This window comes from Bacillus sp. EU52 (genome assembly GCF_037964975.1).
Taxonomy (GTDB): domain Bacteria; phylum Bacillota; class Bacilli; order Bacillales; family Bacillaceae; genus Bacillus; species Bacillus subtilis.
In genome coordinates this window covers 404,947-418,886 of record NZ_CP150177.1, presented here as the reverse complement: position 1 = coordinate 418,886, position 13,940 = coordinate 404,947, and the positions used below count along the sequence as shown (strand labels likewise).

At 45.4% G+C, this 13,940-nt stretch carries 13 protein-coding genes; 4 read left to right on the top strand and 9 right to left on the bottom strand.

The genetic code is table 11. From position 1 onward, the window contains the following. Positions 1–108: 108 nt before the first annotated feature. Entirely contained in the window at positions 109–1,569 is a 1,461-nt protein-coding gene (locus tag NSU05_RS02125; protein WP_038428354.1) for an ABC transporter permease, read from the top strand. Between the two features lie 15 nt (positions 1,570–1,584). Continuing rightward, positions 1,585–2,265, top strand: a complete 681-nt coding sequence (locus NSU05_RS02120) for an ABC transporter ATP-binding protein (RefSeq protein WP_038428353.1) — start codon at positions 1,585–1,587, stop codon at positions 2,263–2,265. 104 nt (positions 2,266–2,369) lie between these two features. On the opposite strand, the gene gerKB is transcribed toward NSU05_RS02120, so the two are convergent. The 3 genes from gerKB to gerKA are packed head-to-tail and all read right to left on the bottom strand — an operon-like array spanning position 2,370 to position 6,363. Beyond that, the gene (gerKB, locus tag NSU05_RS02115) at positions 2,370–3,491 is read right to left on the bottom strand and encodes a spore germination protein GerKB (protein WP_038428352.1); all 1,122 of its coding nucleotides are present in this window, start codon (positions 3,489–3,491) and stop codon (positions 2,370–2,372) included. Positions 3,492–3,515: 24 nt separating this feature from the next. Continuing rightward, positions 3,516–4,739: a spore germination protein GerKC gene (gerKC, locus tag NSU05_RS02110; protein WP_003246578.1), complete on the bottom strand. Its 1,224-nt coding sequence runs from the start codon at positions 4,737–4,739 to the stop codon at positions 3,516–3,518. Beyond that, positions 4,729–6,363 (bottom strand): spore germination protein GerKA, encoded by a 1,635-nt coding sequence (gerKA, locus tag NSU05_RS02105; RefSeq protein ID WP_003234515.1) that lies wholly within the window; start codon positions 6,361–6,363, stop codon positions 4,729–4,731. The genes gerKC and gerKA overlap by 11 nt, the downstream gene beginning before the upstream one ends. A 125-nt stretch (positions 6,364–6,488) precedes the next feature. On the opposite strand from gerKA, the gene NSU05_RS02100 reads away from it, so the two are divergent. After that, a complete protein-coding gene (locus tag NSU05_RS02100; protein WP_015252828.1) occupies positions 6,489–6,710 on the top strand; it encodes a hypothetical protein in 222 nt (73 codons plus the stop codon). Between the two features lie 14 nt (positions 6,711–6,724). Here the strand turns inward: NSU05_RS02100 and NSU05_RS02095 are convergent, their stop codons facing one another. Then, positions 6,725–8,479, bottom strand: a complete 1,755-nt coding sequence (locus tag NSU05_RS02095) for a right-handed parallel beta-helix repeat-containing protein (protein ID WP_015252829.1) — start codon at positions 8,477–8,479, stop codon at positions 6,725–6,727. Positions 8,480–8,758: 279 nt separating this feature from the next. On the opposite strand from NSU05_RS02095, the gene NSU05_RS02090 reads away from it, so the two are divergent. Beyond that, the gene (locus NSU05_RS02090; RefSeq protein WP_015252830.1) at positions 8,759–10,237 is read left to right on the top strand and encodes a peptide MFS transporter; all 1,479 of its coding nucleotides are present in this window, start codon (positions 8,759–8,761) and stop codon (positions 10,235–10,237) included. Positions 10,238–10,278: 41 nt separating this feature from the next. Here NSU05_RS02090 and NSU05_RS02085 read toward each other — a convergent pair whose 3' ends face one another. From NSU05_RS02085 to NSU05_RS02065, 5 genes are all read right to left on the bottom strand, one after another. Beyond that, positions 10,279–11,124, bottom strand: coding sequence for an alpha/beta hydrolase (locus tag NSU05_RS02085; RefSeq protein WP_038428351.1), 846 nt, complete (start codon positions 11,122–11,124; stop codon positions 10,279–10,281). A 66-nt stretch (positions 11,125–11,190) separates the two neighbouring features. Then, a complete protein-coding gene (locus tag NSU05_RS02080) occupies positions 11,191–11,655 on the bottom strand; it encodes a pyridoxamine 5'-phosphate oxidase family protein (RefSeq protein WP_015715237.1) in 465 nt (154 codons plus the stop codon). After that, entirely contained in the window at positions 11,652–11,879 is a 228-nt protein-coding gene (gene bsdD, locus NSU05_RS02075; protein WP_024571634.1) for a phenolic acid decarboxylase subunit BsdD, read from the bottom strand. Before bsdD ends, NSU05_RS02080 begins: the two co-directional genes overlap by 4 nt. Positions 11,880–11,895: 16 nt before the next feature. Beyond that, complete coding sequence (bsdC, locus tag NSU05_RS02070; RefSeq protein ID WP_003234529.1) at positions 11,896–13,317, bottom strand: phenolic acid decarboxylase BsdC; 1,422 nt, start codon at positions 13,315–13,317, stop codon at positions 11,896–11,898. 2 nt (positions 13,318–13,319) lie between these two features. Continuing rightward, entirely contained in the window at positions 13,320–13,934 is a 615-nt protein-coding gene (locus NSU05_RS02065) for a non-oxidative hydroxyarylic acid decarboxylases subunit B (protein ID WP_052124591.1), read from the bottom strand. Between the last annotated feature and the right edge of the window lie 6 nt (positions 13,935–13,940).

The window sequence follows — 13,940 nt, the reverse complement described above, 5'->3', positions numbered from 1 at the left end:
GATTGTTCATATTTTTTTCATACCTTTGGACTACTATTAATTTATCAGCAAGGGGACGCGCCCCAGAGGTGGTCTTATCAATAAAAATACCTATACGGAGGAACATAAATGAACTTTATCAAACGGGCCTTTTGGAATATGAAGGCTAAAAAGGGAAAAACGTTATTGCAATTATTTGTGTTTACAGTCATATGTGTCTTTGTTCTATCAGGCCTCACCATCCAGTCGGCAGCACAAAAGTCAAGCGAACTGGCCAGACAGGAACTCGGCGGAAGCGTGACACTTCAGGTTGACCGCCAAAAGCAAATGGAAAAACAGCAGGACAGCGGTGAAAAGCGCAGCTTCGAATCCACACCGATCAAAGTGTCTGATGCGAATAAGCTTGCAGCGCTTGATCATGTGAAGAGCTACAATTACACCACATCAGCTTCAGCCAACGCGGGAAACTTTGATGCGATTGAAAGCTCTAGTTCAAGTGATTCCAGCTCCAGCAGTTCAAGCTCAAACGCTAAAAACAGTCAAGGCGGAGGACAAGGCGGACCGCAAATGGTTCAAGCTGATCTTTCTATTGAAGGTGTCATCAGCACAGCGTTAGTCGATGATTTCTCTGACGGAGATTCAAAAATCACAGACGGACGCGCGATTACAAAATCAGATGTCGGCAAAAAAGTAACAGTGATCAACGAAACATTAGCGGAAGAAAATGATTTAAGCGTTGGCGATTCGATCACAATTGAATCAGCAACGGATGAGGATACAACAGTAAAACTGAAGATCGTCGGTATTTATAAAACAACATCTTCTGGTGATGACCAAGCCCAAAATTTCTCTTTCTTAAATCCTTATAACAAGCTTTATACGCCTTACACAGCAACAGCGGCGCTGAAAGGCGACGACTATAAAAATACGATTGACTCAGCTGTTTACTATATGGACGACGCGAAAAATATGGATGCTTTCGTAAAAGCAGCGAAGAAAACATCAATTGACTTCGATACGTACACACTGAATACAAACGATCAGCTTTACCAGCAAATGGTCGGACCGATTGAAAATGTAGCTTCTTTCTCTAAAAACGTGGTGTATCTTGTATCAGTGGCAGGCGCCGTCATCCTTGGCCTGATTGTCATGATGTCAATCAGGGAGCGCAAATACGAAATGGGCGTGTTAATGGCCATCGGTGAAAAACGATGGAAATTGATTGGACAGTTCTTGACTGAGATTCTGATTGTGGCCGTTATCGCTATCGGCCTTGCATCTGTGACGGGAAATCTCGTCGCGAATCAGCTTGGAAATCAGCTTTTATCCCAGCAGATCAGTTCATCAACCGATTCAACGCAAACCGCAAGCGGACAAATGCCCGGCGGCGGTGGCGGCATGGGCAGCAGAATGTTCGGCCATAGTTCATCAAACGTGGACGTTATCGATTCACTGAACGTCGCGGTTTCTATGAACGACATGCTTATTCTTGGCGGGATCGGCATCCTAATCGCAATCATTGCAACATTGCTGCCGTCAATTTCAGTACTGCGGCTTCATCCGAAAACGATATTGACAAAACAAGAATAGAAAGAGGCGGAACCTATGAGCTTATTAGAATTTCAGCAAGTCGGCTACTGGTATAAAGACAAAAGCCAGCCATTGTTTCAGGATATTAACATCAGCTTTCAAAAAGGCAAATTCTACACAATCGTCGGCACATCAGGGACGGGGAAAACCACTTTCCTGTCTCTGGCAGGCGGACTTGACGCACCAAAAGAAGGAAACATCCTTTACGGCGGAAAAGCGGTTTCTAAAATCGGCTTAACCAATTTCAGAAATCAATATGTATCAATCGTCTTTCAGGCGTACAACCTGCTCCCGTATATGACGGCTTTGCAGAACGTCACAACCGCTATGGAAATCACAGGTTCTAAAGAAAAGAACAAAGAATCATATGCGCTTGACATGCTGCAGAAGGTTGGCATCAACGAAAAACAAGCCCGGCAAAAAGTGCTCACACTGAGCGGCGGACAGCAGCAGCGGGTATCAATTACAAGGGCTTTCTGCTGTGACACGGATCTTATCGTAGCCGATGAACCGACCGGAAACCTTGATGAGGACACATCAAAAGAGATCGTACGGCTCTTTCAGGATCTGGCGCACAAGGAAGATAAATGCGTCATTATGGTGACGCACGATGAACAAATTGCAAAAGTGTCAGACATCAATATCAGACTTTCAAGAGGAAGTTTTACTGTGAAGGAAAACGTCGCAGTCGTATAACAAAACGCGCCTCTGCCAGTGCAGACAGGGGCGCACCCTATATCCCCCTTTTATATAGAAGTGAACATAAAAAGAGCGGCGGCTGCATCCCCCCGCTCTTTTTATCATTTTTTTGCTTCCGCCCCTTTTGACTTCTCTCTTCGTTTCTTTTTCCAAACAGCCACAATAAACAGAAAGAGCGGAAACAATAATTGAAAAGGCAAATGAATATACAGCGGCACCACATTCAGGCCTTCATTCAAGTGCTCCGAAAAGTTAGTCGCGATCGTTATAGAAAGGATTAAGATGCCCAATCCCATCGGATAAGCCAATTGAGAGGGATTCTTTTCCTTAAAGAGCGTAGATGTCCCAACCACAGTGGCATATAAGTAGAGGCTGACCTTAAAGAAGCCCCCGATGATCAGCGCCAGCATAAAAAAGACATCGAGTCGGTCTAAAAATTCTTCGACCTTGATTGTCTGGATCGTGCTTAAAAGCGGAAACTGGGATCTGAGTGTAAGATCAACATCAAGCACGCTGATATTAATCGCCACGGTGAGCGCCACAACCAATCCGCTAATAGCCATGGCGATCATCCCCATTTTTTTCACATCTTTTCTGTCATTCAGGTTAGGGAAAATCATCACAAATAAAACAACTTCACCAAATGGAACGTACATGGTCTGTGTGAAAACAGAGTGAAGGACAGGAGAAATGCCGTTTGCCAAAACCGGCTTTAAATTGTGCGGGTCTATAGTCCCTGAGACAATAATCAGCACAAGGCCGATCGCGCCCAGTAAATACATGGCCCCGAAAAGAAGTTCGGCCGCGCGTGCGAGTACTTCAATTCCTTTTCTTACGGCATATATGCTTACTACCATTAATAAAGCATTTACAATAATGATAGGTGTATCATGATAAGCAAACGTCAGCAGCATTTCTCCAAAGTCACGCAGCACCCTTGCGGCAATATAGGCAAAGTACAAGATATAGAGAAATGAAAACAGCCAGCTCAGCTTGGTTCCCAGCATATCATCCATATATTCTTTCGGAGAAGAATTCGGATAACATTGATAAATGCCTTGATACAAATAGAAAAGAAACAGTCCGATCGCACAGCCTAATAAAACTGCTATCCAAGCATCCCTGCCCGCCATTGATCCCGGTGTAATCAATAAGGAGCTGCCCAGTTCAAAAATGATAATCATGACAAACAGCTGCCTTATGCTTATTCTGGCTTTTTCCATCTGTCACTTCCCCTTTCTTCAGACCTAATCATCTTTAAACTGGTGTTTGATCGGATTGTTTCGCAATCCCGTCCTTCTGATATACGTCTCGGCCTTCACATCGATGGGCAGTTCCGGCAAATATTCTTTGTCCCAAGTGTCCTTCATTTTCTCCCACTGCTCCGGATACTTTCTATATATCGTGTCACCAAAACCGATAAAATCTATTTTATTCTTCTTAATCTTTTTCACAGTATGGCTGATTTCCTTTTCAAGCTCTTTGTTGAGCGCTTTTTCAATAGCGGCCAGCACCTTGGGATCAGACAATTGGAAAGGGTATTTGACAGCATCTATAATACCTTCAACCGACACTTTCACATGGATGTACGGACGTCCGTTCCGCATTTTCGGTACCAGCTTTGTGTCTTGATGGGTAACCTGCAAGCTGACCGCATCCTTCGTCTTGCCCCAGTCAGCATTAATAAACGTATGCTGGATCTTATTCATAAGCCAGACTGCCCCCACGCTTTCATCATCTTCCAGCCAATACTTTAAATATCCTGCCTTATCAAAAACCGCCAAACCATCTGCCTGAAGAATGGCTTTCGGGTCAGTCGCCTGCGTGTTTTCCATGCTGACTCCTTTTTTATCGTCACCGATCATCATATATCCGGGGATGACCGGTGCCATAGTGTTGGCGGCAAGTGTTTTCAAAACGTCCTGAATATTGATTTTGACCACCCGCCCGTATTGTGCCTCCGTGAAATCGAGTGTTTTATTGACTTTATTTGACGGAATTTTATCAATCGGCGTCAAGATTTTCACAATATTTTCTGCTTTTGTTTTATGGGCAACGACGAATGTTGCTGTTGTCCTGAATTCTGTGTCCCGGTCAAGATTATCTAATACAAAATCCAAACCTTCTTCTTTTGCCAGCTTTTCATTGATCACGACTAGATTGGTATGGGCAAAATAAAGCCGCCGTGATACCTTCATGGAGGCTTTTCTGAGTGCTTCCGTTATATTGTTACCTTCAATCGAATAGACAGATACAGGCGGCCTGTCTCCAGCACCGCCTCCCTGAAGGCCGCCGGCAACATTTCCTGGATTGATAATTTGAAGATGCAGCACGTAGTTGCTGTCGTTTGTCCGATCGATGCCAATCGCCGAGATAATCGCAAGATCCGTCAGCTCCCGCTTATCCCAGCAGCCGGGCAGCACAATGACGCTCAAAAGCATGAGAACGGCTAATAGACATTTACGTACCATTCTGATCCCCTTCTTCCAAATCTTTGTTCACCATTCCTCGTGAAGCGGCCGGCTCTGGGCGTTGATCTTTCCCCTGCCGCACCTTATCTTCCTTGCTGACCGATTCCGGCCTTTTTTCATCGGCCCACCACGGAACCCGGAAAAGCGCGTCCTTTACGCCTTGTGAAGAAAAAGGTGCAAGCGGCGACATATATGGAACGCCGAATGAACGAAGACTGCATAAGTGGACAAACATCATAATGATCCCTAAAATCAGCCCGTAAAAACCCATAACAGCTGAGGCAATAATAAAGATAAACCGAATAAGCCGGGCTGAAATCGCCATTGCAAACGCCGGTGTTGCGAAGCTCGCAATCGCGGTGAGTGCCACGATAATCACCATTGCCGGAGAGACGATACCAGCCTGTACGGCAGCCTGGCCGATTACGAGCGCGCCTACGATTGACACTGCCGAGCCGACAACCCGGGGCAGCCTGACTCCCGCTTCCCTCAGAATCTCAAAAGCAACCTCCATCGTCAACGCCTCCACAACAGCCGGAAACGGGACAATTTCCCGCTGGGCCGCAATGACCACTAACAGCTGAGTCGGTATCATTTCTTGATGAAACGTCGTGGCTGCCACGTATACAGCCGGAGCCACAAGCGAAATGAAAAAGACTAAAACACGAAGAATTCTTATGCTTGTCGCAATGTCAAAACGCGAATAATAATCCTCAACAGACTGAAAAAACTGGACAAATAAGGCCGGGGCAATAAGCACAAACGGTGTTCCGTCGACAATAATCGCGAATCTTCCTTCTAACAGATTACCCGCTACAACATCAGGGCGTTCTGTATGATACATAGTCGGAAACGTCGTAAATGTTTCATCTTCAATCAGCTGCTCAATATATCCAGATTCCAAAATACTGTCAATATCTATTTTTTCCAGGCGCTGTTTCACTTCCTTCAGCACCTTTTCATCGCATATTCCTTGAATGTACATGAGAGCGATATCCGTATTCGTAACAGAACCTTTTTTCATTTTTTCAACCCATAAATTCGGATTTTTAATGTATCGCCGGATCATGGAAATATTGGTTTGCAGAGACTCTGTAAACCCTTGGCGCGGGCCGCGGAATGACACCTGGGTGCTCGGCTCTTGGATGGAGCGCTGCTCTCCCCCTTGAGTGCTGCAAATCAAAGCTTCATCATGGCCATCAGCAAAAATGAGCGCATTGCCGAGCATTAACTCGGAAAAAAGCTTGTCCCAGCTCTTTTCCGCTTTCACCCCGCCCAGCGGGAGCGTTTTTTCAAGAATTTGCTGGATCGCATGAGTATTCTGGATAGACTCATCCTGTACCAATGGGTCAATTAACGACTCATGGATCGTGTTATTATCGACCAGCCCAGCAATATAGATAACAGCTAGGTGGACATGATCTTGCTCCCCGATTTTAATCTCGCGAATGATGACGTCAGAGCTGCTTCCGACTTCCTTTTTCGTTTCCGCTATATTCTTTGCCAAACTTGGAGAAATGAGAACCGGCCTTTCTTTTTCTTGCTGCTGTTCCTGATTCCTTTCGTCTGTATTCTGCTTGTCTTTTGAATCGGTATTGTTCTTTCGCTTAGAAAATAAAGGCATACACAAATACCTTTCCTTGTCGTTTTCTCATATTCTTCCTTTTAAAATTGAGATTATGCATTAGGGTTAGATGCGGTATAACTTCTCCGCCAACGATAGACACTAAAAGCGGAGGATGATGAAGCATGAAGATATTGGGCGTGACCGGAGTCATATTAATTTGTTTATTAGCTATTTCTGTATTGATGGACATGCTTCAAGGGTTCAGTTTAACAAAAGCCGTTTATAACAATATGTCCAGCTTTAAGATGACAACATTTGCGGAATGGGTCGTGATTTTATTTTTTGTGTTAGTACTTGTGAGAGAAATGTACGTGATCTATAAATCGAAAAAAAAGAACCCCTAGAGGGGGCGCTTTTTTTAGACAATAAAATTGCCGTCTATTGTATCACTGCTGTGTTTGTTGATTGTCCCTTTAAAAATGCGGTTGCCGATGATTTTGGAATTGGTTGAGGTGTTTGTTTGAATAGCTGTCGCAGTGCCCGCGGAGAGGTTATTGATGGTGTTTCCTGAGATGATAGAGCCTGCCGAGCCATTGACATAAATCACAATCGGATTCCCGGCTGTTCTGTTGACTGAAATGGTATTATCAAAAATCTCATGCACACCGGCGCTGATATAGATGGTGACCAAAAGCGGAGATCTCTCTAAGTGGTTGCCGATAATTGAGGTTTTTGCACTTGTGGAGCAATAAATGGGGTAATTTTTGAACTCTTTAAATGTATTGTTTTTGATGATGGCGCCGGCATTGTTTGTGACGGAAACAGAATATGATTCCGGCACTGCTTCAAACGCGTCAGGATTCAGTGTATTCCCTTCAATCACCGCGTTCCCTTGAGCAATCCAAATGCCCCGGCTGAATTTTCTCAGGAGATTATCTTTAATGATCATATTTCCGCCGGAAACGTTCACACCGTCAACGACTTGAATGAGACAGTTATTCAGAAAAGCGATGTCATCTGACAGCACTGCGCGAAGACCGATGCTGCGCCTTGTTTCAGACAGTCCGTTTTGAATTTGGTTTCCGTCTACCTTTACATCGGAAGACTGATAAACCAATATCCCTGTGTTTTCAAAGTTGCTGATTTTGTTGTTCGTCACAAGAACGCTCTTTCCTCTGACATCAATTCCAGTTGAAAATCCGGTAATGAGGTTGCCAGCGATCACTGCATCACTGGTCTCTTTTCCTTGTGATACACCGAGTCCGGTTATCCCGACTCTTGGCGCAGCCGCCGCGTCTTCAGGGCGTCTCAGAATATTGCCCTTGATCACTGTTTGCGTCCCATATCCGTAGCTGATTGTATTGTCAGAGTGATTTCCTTCTATTAAAATGCCATACCCGTTAAAATTGGTCACAGAACTTGAAACGTTTCCAACAAAGTGGTTATTGCGAATTGATACATTAATCGGTTCCTCATAATCAACATCACCTTCGCCATATCCTTCAATGTCAATTCCGAATTTCGGCGCTGTTCCATTCCCCGTTCCGGCATCTTCAATCAAGCATTCCTCCACCGTGACCATGTCACATCCGGTAATGGAAATGTTATTTCTCCTCGACCGCCGAACCTCACAGCGGCGGATGATAATTTGCTCTGACGTTCGATAATCTTGATTGGTCTTTAATCCCCTTGGGCTGACTATGATCCCATCGCCGGTAAAATCAGAAATTTTCACATCATCAATGACAACATTCGAGCATCCTTCAATACATATGCCAAAGCCCCATTCATGGGTTGACCTTATCCCTGCCGAGGCATACGTATGCTCATCCCGTTCGCCGATAATTTGTCCCCCGGAAATGGTTATATTCTCTTGCTTGCCCACATAAAATGCGGAATAACCCCACGAACTATTCGGGATCACTTTCATGATACATTCGGGGTCCATCATAATCTCAAGGTTGCCGGGAACAATGATCCCCGCGTTTCGAAACCTCTGATTAAGATCTCCGCCAAGCGTTGCGTCTATTAAATATGTTCCCTTTGGAAACCAGACAGTATGATAGCCTTTCGATACAGCTGTACTGAGGCACTGATTAATCCGTTCTGTCGAATCCGTTTTACCATCTCCAGGAACACCGAAATCCGCTGCATTTAATATGAATTCAGCCAATTGCGAGCCTCCTTCTCTATGATTACTATCATGTTACTCACAAAGGCCCGATCTGCTTGTACATTTCTCTAAAATTTTATTAAAAAAATATAAAGGAATAGTTGTGTAAGAAAATCTCACGATAAAGAGTATAAAAATTAGGAGGAAATCACTATTTTTAGGTATTTATAATTTTTCCAATATGGAACTATTTGAAATGAGTATAAATTATATTGACACAAGTATTATATAAGAATATGATTTTTATAATACACTTTTTTTAGAAAGGGTTTGGCTGACATGGCTTCGATTGATAACGAAAGTATCATTAAAAGCGTCCCGCAAAAAGGGTTCTTTGGTCACCCGCGAGGACTATTTACACTATTTTTCACCGAATTTTGGGAGCGTTTCTCTTACTATGGAATGAGAGCAATCTTACTTTACTATTTGTATACAGAGACGGTAAACGGAGGGCTCGGCTTTGACAAGGGCACTGCGGTTGCCATTATGTCGATTTACGGATCACTCGTATACATGTCCACCATTATTGGCGGATGGCTCGCTGACCGGGTATTCGGTACCGCAAACACCGTGTTTTACGGCGGCATATTCATTATGTTCGGCCACATTGCACTCGCCTATCCGGGCAGCGCGATCGCATTCTATATCAGCATGGTGCTTATTATTGTCGGAACAGGCTTATTAAAACCAAACGTTTCAAGCGTGGTTGGGGATCTTTACACGAAAGAAGACCCGCGCCGCGACTCAGGTTTCAGTATTTTCTACATGGGGATTAACCTCGGTGGTTTACTTGCGCCGTTAATTGTCGGAACACTCGGACAGAAGTACAACTATCATCTCGGCTTCGGAGCTGCCGCGGTCGGAATGCTTCTCGGACTTATCGTTTTTGCTTTGACAAGAAAGAAAAACCTCGGGCTTGCAGGTTCCAATGTGCCGAATCCGCTGTCTAAAAAATCTGCGATTGGCACCGGCATCGGTGTTATCATCGTGGCGATCGCAGTGATGATCTCTGTACAAACAGGCGTGCTGACGATCAAACGTTTCATTGACCTTGTAAGTATTCTCGGTATTTTGATTCCTGTGATTTATTTCATCATCATGTTTACAAGCAAAAAAGCGGACAAAACAGAAAAATCCCGTCTTGCCGCTTACGTTCCTTTGTTTATCGGTGCTGTCATGTTCTGGGCCATTCAGGAACAGGGAGCGACCATTCTTGCGGTATACGCTGATGAACGCATAAGACTTTCATTGGGCGGATTCGAACTTCAGTCATCATGGTTCCAATCATTAAATCCATTGTTTGTTGTCATTTTTGCGCCAATATTCGCATGGCTCTGGATGAAGCTTGGCAAACGTCAGCCGTCTACACCAGTTAAATTCTCAATCGGAATTATTTTAGCCGGATTGTCATTTATCATTATGGTATTCCCTGCTATGCAAGGAAAAGAAGCACTCGTAAGCCCGCTTTGGCTCGTTCTCAGCTTCCTGCTTGTCGTGCTTGGAGAGCTGTGCCTGTCTCCAGTCGGTTTATCCGTGACAACGAAACTGGCACCAGCTGCCTTCTCTGCACAGACAATGAGTATGTGGTTTCTGACGAACGCAGCAGCCCAAGCGATCAATGCCCAAGTAGCCGGATTGTTTGATAAAATTCCTGAAACAATGTACTTCGGCACCATCGGTTTGATTTCTATCGTTCTTGGCGGCATTCTCCTGCTGCTCTCGCCGGTTATCAAACGCGCGATGAAAGGGGTCTTATAATCAGAAACAGCCCGCGGATTTTGATCTGCGGGCTGTTTTTTTTATTGATCCAGCCATTTGCTGAAGCTTTGATCAAAGGCTTCCGGTTCTTCCAGCATCGGCTGATGGCCGCTCTTTTCAAAAATAACCTTATCCACATGGGGATATAAACCGTCGACAGCATCCCATAGCGCAACAGGCGCAACCAAATAATCATATCTCCCTAATCCGATATACACCGGCATACGAACATCAGCTAACCGCTGAATAAGATCAAGCCGGGCAAATGTTTTGCCCCATAATTCATCCATGATCGGCATATTCGTGAATACACCGTCCCATAAGGCAGCAGCATGCGGCCGCTCTTGATAAAAGCTTTTCGCTTCAGCACGAATACACATGTGCACGAAGCGCCTTTCAGGATCTTTGTCGATGTCCTGCGGCAAATTCTCGATGTCTTTTTCAAAGCGTTTCTTTCTCTCAAGACTGGCTGTTTCCATGAAAAATGATTCGCTTTTTCGCTGTCTTTCTTCACTGTTATCAGGCGCAGTATTGAAGAGCGCCACCTTCCGAACTTGTTTGGGATATGTCCTGGCATACTCTAAAGCCATAAAAGCGTGCCCGGAATGTCCCAGGATAGTAACATCCTCAAGCTGAAGAAATGTTCTCATCCTTTCGATATCGGCCAAGACGGCATCAAGCCCCGAATCCTCCGCACAAAGCTCCCGCTTAGGCTTAGCAAATCCCCTATGGTCGACAAAGACCCATTGATATTTCTGTTTGATATCTGAGGAAAAAAGGCGCGGATAGTAAACCGCACTCCCGATCACAAGGATGGGTGCGCCCTCGCCCTCAATTCGATAAGCTAAATCAAAGCCGTCCGAGTGACAGATCCCCGCACGTTCCATTTCTCACGCCCCCTTTTGTTTTCATTATATAAAAAAAGCCTGACGCATGGCGTCAGGCTATCGCTATTACCGTTTTAAATCTTCCAGGGTCTTTTCCCATCTGCCCAGCACCTCTTCAGGGCTGTGAAGCTGTATACGGACACCTGAAGTCAAATCAGCGTATTTCGCAACGTCCTCCTTCACTGAAACGATGCGGCAGGAAAAACGGTCTCTATCATATTCGGCATCTTTCAAAGGCGGTAAAGGCGCGCATTCAAGCTTTACATAATAGGCCGCTCCCTTCCACCACGCCGTGAACTGTGCTTTTCCTGTGCGAAGGATGTTGGCCGAAGTCATTGTGTTTTTCCACAGAGCGATTCGGATATCAGTTCGGCTCAGCGCGATAATTTCACCCGCACTGATCATAGCGGCATGCGGCCAGCCATCCTCTGATACTGTTTGCAGAACGAAGGCCTCATGCTGCTTCTCATTCAGGCATCTCCCGTCAAGCAGCTCAAAGAGACGGTCTGACATACTGTTCACGCCGATCAAGCCTTTCGTTCCGGCACCGCCGGAACTTCAATTGCTGTTTCTGTTTCCTTTGGATCAATTTTAAACGCTGGATTGTATTTTTTGGGATTTGTAATGCTTTCCGGCTCACAGGATCTCCATGTAAAAAAGCATGTTTGGCACTGATAAACTTCCCATGCGCCTTCTACAGGCGATTTGCTCATGACTTCTCCCTTTTTTGAGTCGCATCGAGGACATGTATGCATTTCGAACATCCTTTCCTTATTTATTCATTAAGTCCATTAGTTTTTGTTCCCATTCTTTCGTTGTTAGCGGAGAATCAAGCGGCTGTGAATAATGGCCTCTTGTTTCCGGCGCAACCGGTGTAGTGGCGTCAAGAATCATTTTGTGAGTGATTCCTGATGGATTGGATCCCGGATCAAGCGGCAGGACAGATAAGTCCGGAATGATGACCGCATCGTGTTTCGGATGCATTTTGGTCGAAAGCGCCCACATGACCTGCGGAAGGTTGAATGGATCGACATCCTCATCAACGACAATGACCATTTTGCAGTAGCCGAGTCCGTGCGGCGTTGTGAGTGCGCGCATGCCGACCGCTTTCGCAAATCCGCCATAGCGGGTTTTTGTGGAAACAATCGCGATTAAACCATGTGTGTACATGGCGTTCACTGCCACAATTTCGTTCGGGTACGCTTCTTTTAACTGCTGATAAAGCGGCACGCATGTGTTAATGCCGATCATGTAATCGCATTCTGTCCAAGGCATGCCTAAGTATAAATGTTCAAAGATCGGATTGTTTCTGTGATAGACGCGTTTAATTTTGATAATCGGCATGCTGCGTCCGCCGGAATAATGGCCTGTGAATTCACCGAACGGCCCTTCATATTCGCGCTCTCCGGCAATAATCTCACCTTCAAGCACCACTTCAGCACCCCACGGAACATCAAGATCAGACAGCTTTGATTTGACGATGCGATATGGTTCGCCTTGAATCGCGCCTGCCATTTCGTATTCTGATTGATCATAGAGAAGCGGAGTCGATGCCGCCGTTGTAATGACCGGCTCACAGCCGAGCGCAATGGTGACCGGAAGATTGATGCCGCGTTCTTCAGCTTGGCGCAGATGGATTGCAATATCGTGCTGCGGGACAGGCTGAATGCCGAGACGGTCTTTTCCTTTGACCTGCATTCTGTAAATGCCGACATTTTGTTTGCCGAAGTTGTCAGGGTCTTCAAGATCACGGGAAATGACACATGCTTTGTCTAGATAGTAGCCTCCGTCTCCTTGGTTTATTCTGAAAAGAGGCAGTATATCGAACAAATTGATATCTTCTGTGATTTCATTTTCATGAAATGGCGCTGTTTCCTCACGTTTGACCGGCATCGGAAATTGGTCATAACGCTTTGCGAATTCAAAAAACTGTTCTTTTACCGGTGTGTCTTTCGGCATGCCCAGCATCATGGCATGGTTTGGCCAAGAGCCGATGACATTCATCGCAATTCGTGCGTTATGATAGCCGTAAATGTTGTTAAATAAGAGCGCGGGGCTTTTATCGCCAAGATTGCTGGCTGCCCGTGCGGCGGCCCCTAAATCCGGTTCCGGCTTTACCTCTTCATTCACTGTAAGCAGCTGTCCTTCTTTTTCAAGGGCAGCGAGAAATTCTCTGAAATCTTGATAAGCCATGATCAAGCTCCTCCTTTTTGTTTTTCAATCCCATTCCAGCGCTTCGCTTCAGGAAGCCGAATGCCGAATTGGTCCAACGTTCTGAATACAATATGGTCAACCATTTCCTCTAAGCTGCTCGGCTGATTATAAAATGCCGGCATCGGAGGAAGAATGATGGTGCCCATTTTCGTAAGCGCTAGCATATTTTCGAGATGTATTTGGTTCAAAGGCGTCTCTCTCGTTAAGAGGACGAGTTTTTTTCTCTCCTTGAGCATGACATCCGCCGCACGTGTCAGCAGATTATCCGCCATGCCGGTGCGAATGCTTGCGAGAGATTTCATGCTGCACGGCGCAACAATCATTCCATCGGTATCAAACGACCCGCTTGAAATGGCTGCCGCCTGATCCTTATGTGAGTAAGTGTATGTGGCCAGTTGTTCTACTTCTTGTAAGGTATAGCCTGTTTCGTGTTTGATCGTGACGTTTGCCCAAGGAGACACAACGAGATGGGTTTCCACTCCGGCGGCCTTCAGCCACTGCAGCAGCCTGACACCGAAAATGGCCCCTGTTGCCCCTGTCATTCCGACAACGAGTTTCACTTTGCCCCCTCCTTTACGCTTGAATTCTGTTTTCATTTCAAT